The organism is Komagataeibacter ossonobensis, assembly GCF_057359305.1.
Genome location: NZ_JBXAYQ010000021.1, coordinates 42749 through 59008, shown reverse-complemented (window position 1 = coordinate 59008; position 16260 = coordinate 42749). Strand labels below are relative to the sequence as shown.

Below are 16260 nucleotides of genomic sequence, written 5' to 3'. Positions count from 1 at the left end.
CCATGGGCTTGGAGCCACGCGGTTCCTGGCCCAGGTACAGGAACAGAACGTGCTGTTCTTCCGCCGCCTGCACTGGACAAGCCTTGGGGCCATGACCCTGCATGGCCTCCCGCATCACGACATGCAGGCCGACCTCTCACGCTATCCGGCGCATGGGCAGGACCAGACATGGCTGCTGCGCCCACAGCCCCGTAACCGGCAGGTGGCGTGATGGCACACGAACTGACTACACTGCTGCGCACGCTTCGACACGGTCGGGCCCTTGCGGGCAAACAGGATATTGCCGAAACCGTCGCAATTCTTGGTCGGGATACAAGCGATGGTATCCGCCTAGGAGATGACTGCGCCGCCATACCGGATGGCGATGGCTACCTCCTGTTGGCCAGCGAGGGGTTTCAGGACAGCTTCGTGCGCGCCATGCCATGGTTTGCCGGGTATTGCGGCGTGATGGTCAATATCAGTGACATCGCGGCCATGGGTGGTCGCCCTGTGGCTGTGGTGGATGCGTTGTGGAGCGATACATCCGAGGCGGCCGCATCCATCCTGACCGGCCTGCATGATGGGGCGCACACCTATGGCGTGCCTGTTGTCGGCGGCCATACCAACATGCGCAGCACCCATAACTCGCTGTCGGTGGCGATCCTTGGCCGTGCCCGTCATCTGCTGACCAGTTTCGACGCCCGACCGGGCGAGGTCCTGATCGCCGCCATCGACCTGCGCGGCCGCTGGCACGACCCGCACCCGTTCTGGGACGCCAGTTCCGCATTGTGCTACACTGAGGGGGCGGCGCACCTTCGAGATGATCTCGATCTCTTGCCTGGTATCGCAGAAGATGGTCTGAGCCGCGCCGCCAAGGATATCAGCATGGCTGGACTGTTGGGCACCGCCCTCATGCTGGCCGAATGTTCAGGCATCGGCATGACGATCAGGCTTGATGCCGTTCCGCGCCCTGACGATGCACCGATGGAGCGTTGGCTCTCCGCATTCCCCAGCTATGGCTACCTGCTCACGGCGTGCCCCGAAGATGCCGAAGCGATCATGGCCCGGTTTCATGGACGGGGCATTGCGGCTTCTGTCATCGGTCAGTGTGACAGCACGCAGCGGCTTGATGTTACGTGGGCGGGCGAGAAGGAAACCTTCTGGGATCTTGCCCAGACGCGCCTCATGGGATTTGCGCCATGAGGCTGTCCATCGGGATTCTGACCCATTCAACCAACCCGCGCGGCGGTGTGGTGCACGGCATGGCGCTGGCGGAAGCCCTGTGTGACGCGGGCCATGACGCAACGCTGATCGCCCCGGACGTGACCGGGGCCGGTTTCTTCCGCACGCCCCGCTGCGCCACCAACTGCATCCCGGCCGTGCCGGAGACCGACCTGGCAATGCTGGTGGAGCGCCGCATTGGCGAGATCAGGGACGCCCTGCGTGGGCAGCATTTTGACGTGCTGCATGCGCAGGACCCGATCAGCGCCAATGCACTGGCCGAACTGGTGGAAGAGGGACGGATACCGGGCTTTGCCCGCACGGTCCACCATCTTGACCATTTCACGCACCCGGTCCTTGCCGCGCGGCAGGAACGGGGGATCAGGGCGGCGGCCGAACTGTTTACCGTCAGCACAATGTGGGAAGAGGTCCTGCGCAACGACCATGGCCGCGAAGCCCCGGTCGTGGGCAACGGGGTTGATCCCGTGCGCTTTTCGCCCGTAGCAACCGCGCACGATGCCGCGTTGCGGGCGCGGTATCATCTGCCTGCCGACCGTCACCTGATCCTGTCCGTGGGCGGGATCGAGCGGCGCAAGAACACGCTGCAATTGCTCGACGCATTTCTGGCCCTTCGCCGCGAGCGGTCTGATGTGCATCTGGTTGTGGTAGGCGGGGCTTCGCTGCTGGATCATTCTGCCTACCGCACCCGGTTCATGGCGCGTCTGCGCGAAAGCGGTACGGCCGATCATGTCACCATCACCGGGCCGGTTGCGGATGAGGACATGCCTTCATTCTACCGGCAGGCGGACGTGCTGGCCTATCCATCCGTAACCGAGGGGTTCGGGCTGTGTCCGCTGGAAGCCCTGGCTTGCGGCACGCCTGTTATTGTGCCGGCAATCACACCTTTCACGGAGCATTTTTCAGCAACGGATGCGCTGTGGTGCCAACCGCCGCATCCCGACACCTTGTTCATGGCGTTGCGCGACGCCCTGCGCGTCGAAAGCCGTGACCATTTCCGGGCCAGCGGCCCCGCAACGGCCCGCCGTTTCGACTGGGGCCGCGTCGCCAGTCGGCACCTCCCCGCATATCGGTGTCTGGCAGCGCGGTCGCGCACCGATGCCCTTGCTTCAGGAGTTCTTTCACCATGCCCGAAATGACCTTTCGTGTGCGCTGGCCCGATGGGAAGGAGACTGACTGTTACTCCCCGTCGCTGGTCATAAGGGACCACTTCACGCCCGGTCAGGATTATCCGGTCCGGGAGTTTCTTGAAAAGGCGGACACCGCCCTGACGGACGCCAGCGAACGGGTTCGCGCCCGCTACGGCTTCCCATGCAGCCGCGCCCTTGGCCAGCTTCAGGCCATAAGGCAGGCCAGTGCGCCTTTTCTGAACCAGTCCGACGCGCAGGTGCGCGTCCTGTCTTTCAGTTATTGAGACGAAAAGAACGACCATGACACAGAACGAGAAAAGCATCCCCGTCATCATCGTGGGCGGTGGACAGGCCGGGCTCTCCATGAGCTGGTATCTCTGCCGCGAGAAGGTGGAGCACATCGTCTTTGAGGCCAGGACCGCCTGCCATTCGTGGGATGATGAGCGCTGGGACAATTTCTGCCTGGTCACACCGAACTGGCAGTGCGAACTCCCCGGTCATCCCTACAAGGGAAAAGACCCGCACGGCTTCATGGTGAAGCAGGAAATTATTGACTACGTGAAGGGCTTTGTCGTCTCCTTCAACCCGCCTTTGCGCGAGCACACAGCCGTTACCTCCATCACTCGCCATGAAGGTGGTGGCTATTGCGTGGTGGCAGGTGGTGAGACCTGGCACGCAAAGCATGTGGTCATCGCATCAGGCGCATATCAGGATGCGGTCATCCCCGGCTATGCCAGCGCGATCGACCCCGCCATCCATCAGGTTCACTCGCAGGATTACCGCAACGCCGCCCAGTTGCCGACAGGGGCTGTGCTGGTCGTGGGCAGCGGCCAGTCCGGCGCGCAGATCGTCGAGGACCTGTTCCTTGAAAAACGCAAGGTCCATCTCTGTGTCGGCTCCGCCCCGCGCGTCTCGCGCTTCTACCGTGGCCGCGACGTTGTGGACTGGCTTGCGGACATGCACTTCTATGACCTGACGGTGGATAATCACCCCCTGCGCGACGGTGCACGTGACAAGACCAATCATTACGTCACGGGCCGAAATGGCGGGCATGACCTTGATCTGCGCCTCTTTGCAAAAAAGGGCGTTGGCCTGCATGGCACGCTGGAGACAATCCGCGATGAAGTGGCGCACTTCGCACCGGATCTTGCGGAAAACCTTGATGATGCGGACAGGACCAATGCCGACATCAAGAAATCCATCGACGCCTATATTGCTCGCGAAGGGATCACGGCTCCGACCGAAGCTCCTTATGTGCCTGTGTGGGAGCCCGATGGCAGTAACACCCCGCTCGACCTGAAGGCTGCCGGGATCACTTCGATCCTCTGGTGCATCGGCTTCCGTCCGAACTATCGCTGGATTGACGTGCCGGTCTTCAACGGGGCCAACAAGCCGGTCTGGCATCGTGGCGTGACCGATGCGCCGGGCTTCTACTTCCTTGGTCTGCCATGGCTGCACACCTGGGGGTCGGGACGGTTTTCCGGTGTCTCGCGCGATGCCGCGTGGCTGGCCAGCCAGATCACCGGCAAAGACGTGCCTGTAGCCTGAACGGAGTAAACGCCATGCTTCCATGGACAACATATGAGGCGATGTATGACGCGGCCATAAGCCAGCCAGAACAATTCTGGCTGGAGGCGGCGCAACGCATCACATGGAAGCAGGCACCTGTGACCGCATGCAGGACGCGGGCGGATGGCTGGCATGACTGGTTTCCTGACGCCACGCTCAACACCTGCCACAATGCCGTGGACCGGCATGTTGAAAACGGGCGCGGCGCACAGGCTGCTTTGATCTGGCATTCCTGCGCCACGAAGGAACGGCAGGTGGTAACCTACCGGGAACTACAGGGCAGGGTGGCCGGGTTTGCCGGCGGCCTGTGCGCGCTGGGGGTGGAGAAAGGCGACCGCGTCCTGATCGCCATGCCGACCATGATCGAAACCGCCATCGCCATGCTGGCCTGTGCCCGGATCGGGGCCGTGCATGTGGTGGTTTTTGCGGGCTACGCCGGGCCTGAACTGGCGCGCCGGATTGATGATGTGGCCCCGAAAGTCATCATCATTGCCAGTTGCAGCTTTCAGGGGCAGACGCCCGTAGCGTCCGCGCCGGCCCTGAACGAGGCACTGGCCAAGGCCACGCACCGCCCACAGGCCTGCGTTGTTGTGCAACGTGCAGCGTGTCCGACAGCCCTTCTGCCAATGCGGGATCATGATTTCCATATGCTGGAACTCTCCGCGCCAGCAGAGCCGGTCATGCTGAGATCTGAAGATCCCCTGTATATTCTTCACACGTCCGGCACGACAGGTCATCCGAAGGGTATTGTGCGTGACAATGGTGGCCACGCTGTAGCCCTCGCCCTGTCCATGGAGCTGATTTATGGCTGCAAACCCGGCGATACCTTCTTCACGACATCGGATCTGGGCTGGGTGGTTGGCCATTCCTACGGCGTCTATGCGCCGCTGCTCAGCGGCTGCACCAGTGTGATTGTGGAAGGCGGCGCATCGGCTTCCGTCATCCGCGCGCTTTGCCATGAGTACGAGGTGAAATGCCTGTTCACCACACCAACACAGATGCGCCTCATGCGGCAGGAAAGCCGCAACCTGTCAGGGGCCATCTTGCCTGCACTGGCCCGCATTTTCGTGGCTGGGGAATATGCGGACCCGACCCTGCTGGAGTGGGCACGGTCGTATTTTCGCAAACCTGTAGTCAATCACTGGTGGCAGACCGAAACGGGGTGGAGTATTACCGCTCATTTCTTTGGCCTGTCTGAGCGTGAGCCGGTCTCGCTCATGAACGACATCGGGCGGCCTGCACCGGGATTTCGCCCGGAAATCGTGCCGTCCATACCCGGTGAACAGTGCGGGGAAATTGTCCTCTCCCTGCCGCTGCCACCCGGCTGCCTGGCTGGCGTATGGAAGGATGGAGCGATCCGTGTTCCTACAGCTTATCTGGACGAGACCGGACAGTATTATCGCACCTTTGACGAAGGCATGATCGAGGCCAGCCGCGCCGTGCATATGCTCGGGCGTTCTGACGATGTCATCAAGGTCGCGGGACGGCGGATTTCGGGCGTGCAGATCGAAAAGATCGTCGCCACCCATCCAGCCGTTCATACGTGTGCCGTGGTCGCAATTCCGGACGAACTGAGAGGGCAGCGACCTGTCGCTTATGTGGTTCCAGATCCCGAAGCGGAATGCGCGCCTTCTTCCGAGGAAATCGTTGCGCGGGTCAACGCAGTCCTCGGGCGCTGGATAGGCCTGAAGGAAGTCCGCTTCGTCAGGCATCTGCCGACCACCGTATCAGGAAAGATCACGCGGAAGCGCCTGCTGGTCTCCTGACGTTGGCAGTATCGTAATGGATTGGACGGTCTTCTCATACCTGAACATGCGGTGTGGTTGGATCAACCGGGTCGGCTCAGGGTTCGGAAATGCTCTTTCTGCCCCGGACTGGATTTTGTTCGGGGCAGAAGACACACATGCCCTATCAGGCGACGCGGATCAGCTTGCGGTTGATGAACTCCTCAATGCCGAGGAAGGACAGTTCGCGGCCAAAGCCCGAATTCTTGATCCCACCAAAGGGCAGTTCGGGGGCCGCAGCCGTGGCCGTGTTGATGAACATCATGCCGGTCTCGACCGCTTCGGCCACCCTTTCTGCCCGGCCAAGATCACGCGAGAACACGGAACCGCCAAGGCCATAGGGGGAATCATTGGCCAGTTCGATGGCCTCATGCTCCGATGCGACCTTATGCACAACGGCAACGGGGCCGAAAATCTCCTGATAGAAGACCGGATTGTCTTTTGACACATTGGTCAGGATGGTCGGTTCCATGAAGAAGCCGCGGCAGTCCATCCGCTTGCCGCCGACCACCAGCGTTGCCCCTGCCTTGACCGCTTCGTCGGTCTGCGCCAGTGCGGTGTCGAGTGCCTTCCTGCTGCTCATCGGGCCATGGGTCGTGCCTTCGGCCAGCGGGTCGCCGATGCGGAACTGTGTGATGGCTTTCTTCAGCCCCGCGAGGAAGGCGTCATAGACCTTCTCATGCACGATCATCCGCTTGGCGGCCGTGCAGACCTGCCCGTTATTGGCGAACCGGCCCCATGTCGCCCATTTGACGGCCAGTTCAAGGTCCGCGTCATCCAGCACGATGAAGGCATCGCTGCCACCAAGTTCCATCGTGTCCTTCTTCAGCGCCGCACCCGCTTCGGCCGCGACCGTCTGGCCCGCGCGTTCGCTACCCGTCAGGGCGACGCCACGAATACGGAAATCCTTGATGAGTTCAGCGGACTGGTCATTGTCGAGGAAGATGTTGGTATAGACGCCCACAGGTGCACCTGCATCGTGGAACAGCTTTTCAAAGGCCAGCGCGCATTGCGGCACGTTGGGCGCATGCTTGGCGATGACCACGTTGCCCGCCATCAGGTTCGGCCCCGCCACGCGGGCAAGCTGGTAATAAGGGAAGTTCCATGGCTCGATGCAGTAGATCAGGCCAAGCGGCTGGTTGATGATCTTTGCATGGCCTTCCTTGACCTTCAGATGCGTGGGGGCAAGGAATTCTGCCGCACCATCGGCATAGAAGGACAGGATATCGGCGGTGATGTCGATTTCTTCCAGCGCGTCAGGCAGCGCCTTACCCATCTCGGTCGCAATCAGGCGCGCATGCGCCACGCGATCGCGGCGCAGCAGGTCGGTGGCCTTTGACATGATGACCTTGCGGGCTGCGATGTCATGCTTTTTCCAGTCGGTCTTCCACACATGGTCCGCGCGATCGACAATCGCCTTCATCTGTTCGGATGTGTGAAGCTCGAACGTGCGTTCCACGGTTTCCGTGGTCGGGTTGAGGGTCTGGTAAAAACTCATTGGTCCGTTTCCCTGTTTATTGATTATGGAAAGGATAGTCGGTGTAGCCATGCGCGCTGCCGCCATACATCGTCGCCGGGTCCAGCAGATTGAGCGGCCAGTTATGTTCCAGCCGCGCGGGCAGGTCCGGATTGGCGATGAACTTCCGGCCAAAGCCGATCATGTCCGCCCATCCATGGCCCAGCACATGCTGTGCCTTGTGCAGGTCGTACCGGCCCGCGCACAGAATGCGGCCGCCAAAGATGTCGCGCACGCTGGCGCGGAAGGCATCCGGCATTTCCGGCGCATTGTCCCAGTCGGCTTCGGCCAGCGAGACATAGGCGATGCCCGCATCCGCCAGTACGCGCACGGCCGCCGTGTAGGTTTGTGCCGGATTGTCCTCCAGCAGGCCGAGATACACGCGCTCTTCCGTGGTTGTGCCAAACAGCGGAGAAAATCGCACGCCCATCCTGTCAGGCGTGACGACGGCGGAAACGGCCTCGACCACTTCGCGCAGGAAGCGCAGGCGGTCGGACAGGCTGCCGCCATAGGCATCGGTGCGGAAATTGGCCCGTTCGGATAGGAACTGGTTGATCAGGTAGCCATTGGCGGCGTGGATTTCCACGCCATCGAAGCCTGCGGACAGCGCGTTACGCGCCGCCTGCGCATACATCTCCACCAGTTCATGGATTTCAGGAATGGAGAGTGTGCGCGGCATGTCAGGCGGCACCAGCTTTCCCGTGCCCGGCCCCGTGGGGATGAACACGTTGACACCTGTTGCAGCCATGGCTGACGGCGCGATCGGCGCCTCATGACCGGGCTGCAATGCGCGGTGGGACACGCGGCCGACATGCCACAACTGCGCAAAGATGGGCCGCCGCTTTGCGTGCACTGCATCAGTGACCAGTTTCCAGCCTGCGACCTGTTCGGGTGAATAGATGCCTGGTGTCCAGGCATAGCCCTGCCCGCGGGGTTCGATCTGCGTGCCTTCGGTAATCAGGAAACCCGCCTGCGTGCGCTGCGCGTAATACTCGGCCATCAGCGCGTTGGGAATGTCGCCAGGCTGGGTGCTGCGGCAGCGTGTCAGCGGTGGCAGGAAGATCCGGTTTTCCAGCGACAGGTCGCCCAGCCGCGCAGGTCCGAATAAAGAAGATGAAGACATGATCAACCCTGTTTACAAATGCAGGCCATCCGTCCGGCCCGCATGTAAACATTGACCCAGCCTGCGGTGCGCGCAAGAACGCACATAAACCGCCACTAGTGTCAGGAATGATACCATGCCCCGCATCCGTCACACCACGCTGGCCTGCAGCCCCGGCTGCACGGTGGAAGCCACGCTCGAACTGTTTGGGGGCAAGTGGAAGGCGCTGATCCTGTATCATCTGTTCGAGGACGGGGTGCTGCGGTTCGGCGAACTGCGCCGCCGGCTGCCCAACGTCACGCAGCGGATGCTGACCAACCAGTTGCGCGAACTCGAGGCCGACGGACTGGTGTCACGCACCGTCTTCCCGGAAGTGCCGCCGCATGTGGAATATGCCCTGACCGATCTGGGAAAGACGCTGAAGCCGGTCATTCAGGCGCTCAAGACCTGGGGAGATCGCTATGCCCATTCTGTCCAGCGGAACAAAGATGGTGATTGAGATTGGCTGAGAATGTTTGCAAAAACCATGGAGACGGCTGGCTTCATTTTCCTCGCGATGGAATAATCCATCATCAGACAGACCGAGATTTCGGGAAATACGATATTTGGTGATTATCTATCGCCGAAGTATTGATCGCCTTCAGGACGTGAGCAGGCAGAGGCTGGACATTGCCGGATTACTCGGTCGCGACCTGGCTGGCTGCCGTCGCAAGAAATGCCTGATGGTGAGGGGGAGACACGCTATTCCAGATTCCGGGAAAAGCGCTCTTCTACTTCAAGGAAGCAGCCCGGATCGTGGCATCCAGCCAAGCACTAATGCGGGTAATGACCTCTGCCTCAATGCCAAAATAGCCGTGTGGCGTAAGCGAACCACAGTTCTTTTCAGAGCGGGTTGCGCCGCCTGCCACCATTAACACGGTGACTTCACGACTGCCTGTCATGGCCGCGCCGATTCGCTTTGCATCCTGTGGCGGGGCAACGTTGCATCGGTCATCGTGATTGGCGACAACGAGAACGGGAGCCTGCACCTTCTCTGGATGGGCGCTGAAAACGGTTTCCCCGCTGCCCCCCATAACGGACACCGATTCAGTCAGCACGACACCGGCAATTTCCCCTGAAGCGGCATGGGCCGCGCCATTGACGGCTGCAATGGCACCCTGGCTTGTACCAAGTAGAAAAACAGGCCCTGAGTCCTGTCTATGCACGAAAGCGATGATATCCTCGACAAGATGGGCATAATGCGCGGCACTACGCTGCCCGCGCAGATTGAGACGACCCACTGTATCGGGAATGAGAACCGCAAACCCCTGTCTGTTCCACGCGCCACGTGTTCGCACGACGAAGTTGTCGCCATGACGGATGCGCCCGTCCTGCCCGAGGCCGATGTCACCAGTTCCGCCCGGAAACATGATGATCGTCGCCAATGGCCGCTCCGGGGAACTGAAAATGGCCCGGACAGACCCGCCTGCACGGAGAGGTATATTCATGACACGTTCATTGATGCCCGGATCTGGAATGTTGCCAGTAATCTCCGGTGCGGTGCGATCACCGGCATATCCCACGCATGGCAGGAGAACGCTGGTGGCCAGCACGATTATCGTGCAGCACAGATATTTCAGCATGGGCCTGTGCTGACTGCTTCTGATCATTTCATCCAATGCCCAGGCCCACTATTGCTCATGGCCCGAAGACCAGACATGGTCTCCGAGCCGCCTCACATATCATTGTGGCGTTCCGTTTGTGGAACGGCCAGCCTTCAGATGGCCTGACCGCCGGAAACTTCGATCCGCTGCGCATTCACCCAGCGATTGTCCTCGGACAGGAGCGCAGCGATCATGGGGCCGATATCGTCAGGAAGGCCAGGACGCCCCAGTGCGGTTGTGTCCGCGATATGGCGGGCAATGTCCGGATTGTCCCGTACCATGCCGCCCGAGAAATCGGTCTGGATGGCACCCGGCGCTACCGTGTTGACGGCAATACGGCGCGGTCCGAGTTCCTTGGCCATGTAGTGCGTCATGACTTCCACCGCGCCCTTCATGGCGGCGTAAGCGATCCAGCCGGGATAGGCGAAGCGCGTCAGGCCGGATGAGATGTTCACGATCCGGCCACCATCCGCAATCAGCGGCAGCAGCGTCTGCGTCAGGAAGAACGGACCTTTGACATGAACCCGATAGGCGGCGTCGAAATCCTCTTCGGTCACCTCGCCGAACAGCCCCTCATGGGACGTGCCGGCCATGTTGACCAGATAATTGAAACGCTCTGCTCCCCATTCGCCCAGCACGCGCCGGACTTCGTCGGCAAAGGCAGGAAAGGCGTGCGTGTCGCCGGTATCGAGTTGCAGGGCCACCGCGCGGGCGCCGCTGCTCTGGACATTCTCAACCACCTCATCGGCTGCGGATCTGTTGGTGCGGTAGGTGAAAATCGACGAGACGCCGCGTCGGGCGAGAGCCTCAACGGTGGCGCGGCCCAGTCCACGGCTGCCGCCGGTGACAATGGCAATGGTGTCTGCTTCAGGCATGGGTATCTCCAACGGGTGAGGAGGCAATTCTGGTCATGACATTGGCCGTTCGATAAGATCGCTCTTTCCGCCAGCATTGTTTTGCGCCATGGAATAATTCCATGGACAGGCTTGCCACACTCGACCTCTTCGTCCGCATTGTTGACCGTGGCAGTTTCACTGCTGCGGCAGCCGATTGCGGCGTCTCCCGCCCGGTTGCGACCGCTGCGATCAAGGCGTTGGAACAAAGGCTCGGCACCCGACTGTTGCAACGCTCCACCCGCCACGTCCGGCCAACCGAGGAGGGGGCTGCCTATTATCGCCGGTGTGTGGCGATCCTCGCGGACCTTGAAGATGCGGACCGTGGCGCGAGTGGTGCTGTAGCCGGCCTGTTGCGCGCTGATGTGATCGGCCGTCTGGCGCGTATGACCCTGCTGCCGGCACTGCCGGACTTCCTTGCGCGCCACCCGGCGCTGACCGTTCATCTTGGCGAGGGTGAGCGGTTTGTCGACCTGGTGCGCGAAGGGGTGGATTGTGTGGTCCGGACCGGAACACTGCCAGACAGCGACATGATCACCCGGCCGCTGGGCTCTATGGAGGAGGTGACGGTTGCCAGCCCGGCCTATCTGGTTCGGCACGGAACACCTGTCTCTCCCGACGATCTTGAAGGCCATCAGATGGTCGGCTTCGTGTCCTCACGCACCGGCCAGCCCCTGCCGCTGGAATTTACGCGTGGAGACGAGGTGATCGAGGTCTCGCTCCCGGCACGCCTGCTGGTTGGGGGTGTTGATACCTATGCCGAAGCGGCCCGGCTCGGCTTTGGCCTCGTGCAGATTCCGCGCTACGGCTTTGAGGATGACCTTGCGAAGGGCACGCTGATCGAAGTCCTCCCCGATTTTCCACCCACGCCAACGCCGGTTTCGGTGCTTTATCCGAGTAACAGGCAGCTTTCTCCACGCGTGCGTGTGTTCGTGGACTGGCTGGTGGAGATTATTGGTTCGAGGTTTCATCAAAACGCCGATGAACGTCCCTACGCGGGCGCAAAGGCGAGATAGAGCGAGATCGTTGCAATCGAGAACACGGTGGAGGCCAGAACGACCCGCCCGGTAAGGGCTGCCTCCCGGTCATAGAATTCCGCCAGCATGAACGAGCCGGTTCCCGTGGGCAGTGCTGCAAGAAGCACGGCAATGTTTGTCATCGCCGGAGGGAGGTGAAGCACAGGCGCTGCGATGATCCATGTAACCAGAGGCTGGGCGATCAGCTTCAGGCCGACAAGAATGGCGGCCGTCGACGGGCGTGCAGACGCGGCGCCGGCAGAATTTCCAGCAAGGAACAGACCGAGGGCGATCAGGGCGCAGGGGGATGCGGCCCCGCCGAGAAGCTTCAGAAAGGCATGAACCGGTCCCGGCAGATGCCCACCGGATACCATGACCAGGCCACCAAGTGCTGGCGCCACCAGCAACGGATTTTTCACCAGCGAGAAGAGCGTTTTCGCGACGATGTCGCGCGGCCGTGCTTCGGTCTGCAACCCGGCCTCGATCAGGACGATCGCTATGACGAACAGCACACAGACCGTCACGATCGTGGCGATCAGCGTTGGTGCCATGCCGGTATCACCGACAAGCGACAGGACAAGCGGGAAACCGACGAACCCCGTATTGGCGTAGCTCGCGTTCAGTCCGTCAATGGCGGCATCGGCAAGATGGTGTCCTGTGGACACCCGCCACCACAGCGTCCCGGCAAACACGATAAAACAGCCGAGCGTGAACGCCGCAATGAATCCCGGCTCCCACAGATCGGTCATTTTTGCGTTTGCCACGATGTCGAACAGCACTGCGGGCAGCGCAAGATAGACCACCAGCCGATTGACCTCGCGCGTGGCATTGGGGCCAAGCGCACCCGATTTACGTGCGATCCATCCGGTGAGGATGAGGGCAAAGATAGGCAGGACGATCAGCAGATTATTCAGCATCAGGGATCTCGGGAATTGAGCAAAGGCGTGACGCTACCGGAGACTATCGATATAATCCAATGCTCATATGGTTCACGATTAATGCTTTCAGGGTATCGGATGGACACGCGGCATATGCGGTATTTCATGGCTCTGGCCGAGACGCTTCATTTCGGTCGGGCGGCTGAGCGGATGAATATGAGCCAGCCGCCGTTCAGTCGTCAGATTGCCATGATCGAGCACACGTTGGGCGTGAAGCTGTTTGAACGAAACTCGCGCAACGTGGCTCTGACCCCGGCCGGAAAACATTTCATGAAAGACTGCCGAAACGTGCTGGGGCGGTTTGAGGAGGCCTGCCGGGATGTCAGGCTGGTCGCCAGCGGCATGAAGGGCGAGATGCGGTTTGGATTCATGATGCATGCCGCCCACAGTGTCGTGCCGCACCTCGTGCAGCTTTATGCGGAGGCAAGGCCGGATGTCCGCCTGGTCCTTGACGAACGCACGCCGACAGAAATCGATGAGATGCTGGTGGCAGGAACACTGGATGCCGCCGTAACATTTGACTGCGGATATGCGCCACACCTGCAGACCGTGCTGCTGGCCAGGGAGCAATTACGCATCATCATGCGTAAGGACCATCCCCTTGCCACGGTCGGCCAGATCGGTCCTGAGGAACTCCGCGTGGAGAAGATCATCGCAGCACCCGCCGCGACGGCACCGGCTCTTCGATCCGCGATCAACAGCTATTTTTCGGCCAGGGGAATTGTCCCGCATGTCGTGCTTGAACCGCGGTTGCAGCACACGATCATCCAGCTTGTTGCAAAAGGGCTGGGCGTAGCCCTTATCCCCGCATCGCTGTGTACCGAACTGGGGGCAGGACTGATATCACGGGCTTTGACAGACGCGCCTCAACTTGACGTTGTCCTTCGCGCGCCGATTACTACGAAAAACCCAGCAGTCTCGACATTCATGGAAATCGGGAAATCGATACAGCGCGCTTCGCTCTAATCCATGGAGCCTGTGCAGAGAGCTAGTTTCCAATATCTTCACTCTCCGTATTCCATCGTCATGAATGAAGTAATTTCATGATGTCTTCCGACGCCAGACCCAGCCCAAGCATAATCATGATCGCTCCGGATATAGAACCCGTCACGATGGATGCTCTGGGGCGGCGGCTTAATATTGTCCGCGCGCCAAATCCGACCATCAGATAGATGGATACACAGTTTATTGTATGAATGATGCCCAAGATCCCGATCTGTAAAAAGATCGGCCACGATGAACCCGGATTTGTAAACTGGGGCAGAAGGGCGAGAAAAAACAGAAGAGCCTTGGGGTTCAGGCCACTGATGGAGAACCCTTTGGTAATCCAGCGCCGCGCACCAGTTTCCCGTTCATGTCCTTCTTTCAGCAGGGGAGGATGACGCAACAGGGAAATACCCAGTTTTATGAGATAGGCCGCACCTGCAAACGTCAGAATGGTGACTGCAAGCGGCATGCTGGCCACAAGCGCACCGACACCACCCGCGACTGTTCCGGTAATGGCGATATATCCCAGGAACAGGCCGAATACCGCGGGAATGACTGCGGCATGATCACGTATTCCAGCGGAAATGACATACGCCCAGTCAGCACCAGGAGTTGCGGCAAGGAGGATGGAGATCGTCCAGAAGGCAAGAAGTGTATGCAAATTCATCGAAGACGCGTCGCTTTAGAAGAAAATCCACAAGGTCCCGCGGCGTTTCATGCTCTCCGATTATGCTCCGGATCGCCACCCCTGCGACGCGAGAGAGGGCAGGATAGCGCGGACCAGCGGACAGGGGGTTGCGTTTATGCCAATTTCGTCGCCGATATCTGGCATATAATTGCGCCAGAATGTTCATGCATGATATAAAATGCCAATGAAACTGGATGCGATTGATCGGCGTATTCTTAACGTTCTCCAGGAAGATGGCCGCTGCCCCAACAATGAGCTTGCGAGGCGCGTCGGGCTTTCTCCCTCGCCATGCCTGCGCCGCGTGCGGCTGCTGGAAGAAAGTGGCGTTATCGAAGGGTATGTCGCCGTTGTGAATCCCGCAAAAGCCGGGTTCGGCGTGACGGCTTTTGTCAGGATATGGCTGACGGGAGAAGACGAGCGGCAGTCCGAGCATTTCGTCGAGGAAATTGGAAAACTTCCGCAGGTGACGGAAGCGCATGTCCTTGCGGGAGATTGTGATTTCCTGTTGCGCGTTGTTGCAGAAGACCTTCCAGGACTGCGACGTTTTCAGAGCGAACACCTTGCGCGGATCAAAGGCGTGCGGAGTATGAAGACTGACATCCCCCTCCTGAAGGTCAAGAACGCAAGCTTTGCATAAGATATCTCACCCATCATGCTGGAGATGATGGAAGCGAAGCGGGCTGACGATTATCAATTATATTGGCGCATGCATGAAAGCATCGCCCAGAGATCAATGCTTCCGTTCTGATCTGACAGAATGCGCGACATTCAGGTACGCAAATACGCCTGAAGGCGCGGAATGACAAAGTCGAGAAACACTCTCACGCGCTGGGGCGTCTGTTTGCTGCCAAGATAGAGCGCATGGATATCTTCTTCGTCCTGCGCGTCCGCATGGGCCAGAACCTCAACGAGACGGCCGGCCTTGATGTCATCGCGCACATGGTAGTCGCCGAGCCGCGCCAGCCCAGCGCCCTGCAACGTCAGGCGTCTGACTGTTTCGCCATTATTGGCGAGCAGGGGGCCCCGGACGATACGATCTGCGATGCGCCCTTTCTCCTGCAGCGGCCAGACAGGGGCAGCACGCCGGAAATTGAAGCCGAGGCATTTGTGGCGGTCCAGATCATTAATGCTTTGCGGCGTGCCGAACCGGCTCAGGTAATCTGGCGATCCGACAATCTTGCGTCGTGCCGTGCCAATACGCCGGGCTGTCAGATTTGAGTCCTGCAGCGGTCCAACCCGGAAGGCGACATCCGTACGATCAAGATAAAGATCCGTCAGTTCATCGGAGAGTGACAGATCAACAACGATATCCGGATAGGCATCCCAGAATTCGGGAAGGAGAGGCTCAAGCGCCAGCGCTCCGAAGGCCACTGAAGCATTGATGCGCACAGTGCCGCCCGGCCGGACCGATCCTGTGGTGAGCGCATGTTCCATATCGTCAAGTTCGGCGATCAGCGCCTGAGCATGCTCGTAGTAAAGCTGCCCTTCCGGCGTGACGGAAAGCCGCCGTGTCGAACGTTCGAGCAGGCGTACGCCAAGGCGTGTCTCAACGCGGGCAATCAGTTTGCTTATCGTCGAGGGCGTTGTCATCGACAGGCGGGCGGCCTCGGAAAAACTGCCGCTTTCCACGACACGCAAAAACATCTGCATTTCGCCAATCCGGTTATCCAACAGTGCCTCTTTGATGAAACAGGTTCACAAGTGCTGTGGAGAAGCGACGGATTATCAAAGCCTGTCAAGTTCATCATGTTCCGTAGGGAGGAACAGATGCCGCTT

Annotated in this window: 17 protein-coding genes; 10 read left to right on the top strand and 7 right to left on the bottom strand. The window is 60.1% G+C overall.

The features are described from left to right. The 6 genes from AC1RQ9_RS12200 to AC1RQ9_RS12175 all read left to right on the top strand — a co-directional run. On the top strand, positions 1–211 hold a 211-nt coding region (locus tag AC1RQ9_RS12200), incomplete at its 5' end, for an MSMEG_0567/Sll0786 family nitrogen starvation N-acetyltransferase (protein ID WP_485987159.1). Then, entirely contained in the window at positions 208–1182 is a 975-nt protein-coding gene (locus AC1RQ9_RS12195) for a sll0787 family AIR synthase-like protein (protein ID WP_485987158.1), read from the top strand. The genes AC1RQ9_RS12200 and AC1RQ9_RS12195, both read left to right, overlap by 4 nt. Further along, complete coding sequence (locus tag AC1RQ9_RS12190) at positions 1179–2357, top strand: MSMEG_0565 family glycosyltransferase (protein WP_485987157.1); 1179 nt, start codon at positions 1179–1181, stop codon at positions 2355–2357. Before AC1RQ9_RS12195 ends, AC1RQ9_RS12190 begins: the two co-directional genes overlap by 4 nt. Continuing rightward, the gene (locus tag AC1RQ9_RS12185) at positions 2345–2632 is read left to right on the top strand and encodes an MSMEG_0570 family nitrogen starvation response protein (protein ID WP_019091908.1); all 288 of its coding nucleotides are present in this window, start codon (positions 2345–2347) and stop codon (positions 2630–2632) included. The genes AC1RQ9_RS12190 and AC1RQ9_RS12185 overlap by 13 nt, the downstream gene beginning before the upstream one ends. 16 nt (positions 2633–2648) lie before the next feature. Further along, complete coding sequence (locus AC1RQ9_RS12180; RefSeq protein WP_485987155.1) at positions 2649–3896, top strand: MSMEG_0569 family flavin-dependent oxidoreductase; 1248 nt, start codon at positions 2649–2651, stop codon at positions 3894–3896. Between the two features lie 14 nt (positions 3897–3910). Then, positions 3911–5683 carry an AMP-binding protein gene (locus AC1RQ9_RS12175; RefSeq protein WP_485987154.1) on the top strand — a complete coding sequence of 591 codons (1773 nt, stop codon included), beginning with the start codon at positions 3911–3913 and terminating at the stop codon, positions 5681–5683. A gap of 145 nt (positions 5684–5828) precedes the next feature. Here the strand turns inward: AC1RQ9_RS12175 and AC1RQ9_RS12170 are convergent, their stop codons facing one another. Then, the gene (locus tag AC1RQ9_RS12170; RefSeq protein WP_485987152.1) at positions 5829–7199 is read right to left on the bottom strand and encodes an NAD-dependent succinate-semialdehyde dehydrogenase; all 1371 of its coding nucleotides are present in this window, start codon (positions 7197–7199) and stop codon (positions 5829–5831) included. A gap of 16 nt (positions 7200–7215) precedes the next feature. Next, entirely contained in the window at positions 7216–8340 is a 1125-nt protein-coding gene (locus AC1RQ9_RS12165) for an alkene reductase (protein WP_485987150.1), read from the bottom strand. A gap of 115 nt (positions 8341–8455) precedes the next feature. On the opposite strand from AC1RQ9_RS12165, the gene AC1RQ9_RS12160 reads away from it, so the two are divergent. After that, on the top strand, positions 8456–8818 hold the full coding sequence (locus tag AC1RQ9_RS12160) for a winged helix-turn-helix transcriptional regulator (RefSeq protein WP_010515879.1): 363 nt from the start codon (positions 8456–8458) through the stop codon (positions 8816–8818). Positions 8819–9089: 271 nt separating this feature from the next. Here AC1RQ9_RS12160 and AC1RQ9_RS12155 read toward each other — a convergent pair whose 3' ends face one another. Both AC1RQ9_RS12155 and AC1RQ9_RS12150 read right to left on the bottom strand, forming a co-directional pair. Then, the gene (locus tag AC1RQ9_RS12155; protein WP_256138251.1) at positions 9090–9941 is read right to left on the bottom strand and encodes an alpha/beta hydrolase; all 852 of its coding nucleotides are present in this window, start codon (positions 9939–9941) and stop codon (positions 9090–9092) included. Positions 9942–10075: 134 nt separating this feature from the next. Further along, positions 10076–10837 carry an SDR family NAD(P)-dependent oxidoreductase gene (locus AC1RQ9_RS12150; protein WP_485987148.1) on the bottom strand — a complete coding sequence of 254 codons (762 nt, stop codon included), beginning with the start codon at positions 10835–10837 and terminating at the stop codon, positions 10076–10078. Positions 10838–10938: 101 nt separating this feature from the next. Between AC1RQ9_RS12150 and AC1RQ9_RS12145 the strand changes: the two genes are divergently transcribed. Continuing rightward, on the top strand, positions 10939–11871 hold the full coding sequence (locus tag AC1RQ9_RS12145; protein ID WP_485987147.1) for a LysR family transcriptional regulator: 933 nt from the start codon (positions 10939–10941) through the stop codon (positions 11869–11871). On the opposite strand, the gene AC1RQ9_RS12140 is transcribed toward AC1RQ9_RS12145, so the two are convergent. After that, on the bottom strand, positions 11847–12788 hold the full coding sequence (locus tag AC1RQ9_RS12140; protein ID WP_010515885.1) for an AEC family transporter: 942 nt from the start codon (positions 12786–12788) through the stop codon (positions 11847–11849). The two genes, AC1RQ9_RS12145 and AC1RQ9_RS12140, sit on opposite strands and share 25 nt — an antisense overlap. 81 nt (positions 12789–12869) lie before the next feature. On the opposite strand from AC1RQ9_RS12140, the gene AC1RQ9_RS12135 reads away from it, so the two are divergent. Next, positions 12870–13775, top strand: a complete 906-nt coding sequence (locus AC1RQ9_RS12135) for a LysR family transcriptional regulator (protein WP_485987161.1) — start codon at positions 12870–12872, stop codon at positions 13773–13775. 58 nt (positions 13776–13833) lie between these two features. Here AC1RQ9_RS12135 and AC1RQ9_RS12130 read toward each other — a convergent pair whose 3' ends face one another. Then, positions 13834–14463 carry a LysE family translocator gene (locus AC1RQ9_RS12130; RefSeq protein WP_485987146.1) on the bottom strand — a complete coding sequence of 210 codons (630 nt, stop codon included), beginning with the start codon at positions 14461–14463 and terminating at the stop codon, positions 13834–13836. A 205-nt stretch (positions 14464–14668) separates the two neighbouring features. Here AC1RQ9_RS12130 and AC1RQ9_RS12125 point away from each other — a divergent pair, with 205 nt between their 5' ends. Further along, positions 14669–15121 (top strand): Lrp/AsnC family transcriptional regulator, encoded by a 453-nt coding sequence (locus AC1RQ9_RS12125; RefSeq protein WP_485987145.1) that lies wholly within the window; start codon positions 14669–14671, stop codon positions 15119–15121. Positions 15122–15252: 131 nt separating this feature from the next. On the opposite strand, the gene AC1RQ9_RS12120 is transcribed toward AC1RQ9_RS12125, so the two are convergent. Next, positions 15253–16155 (bottom strand): LysR family transcriptional regulator, encoded by a 903-nt coding sequence (locus AC1RQ9_RS12120; protein ID WP_485987144.1) that lies wholly within the window; start codon positions 16153–16155, stop codon positions 15253–15255. Positions 16156–16260: the final 105 nt, after the last annotated feature.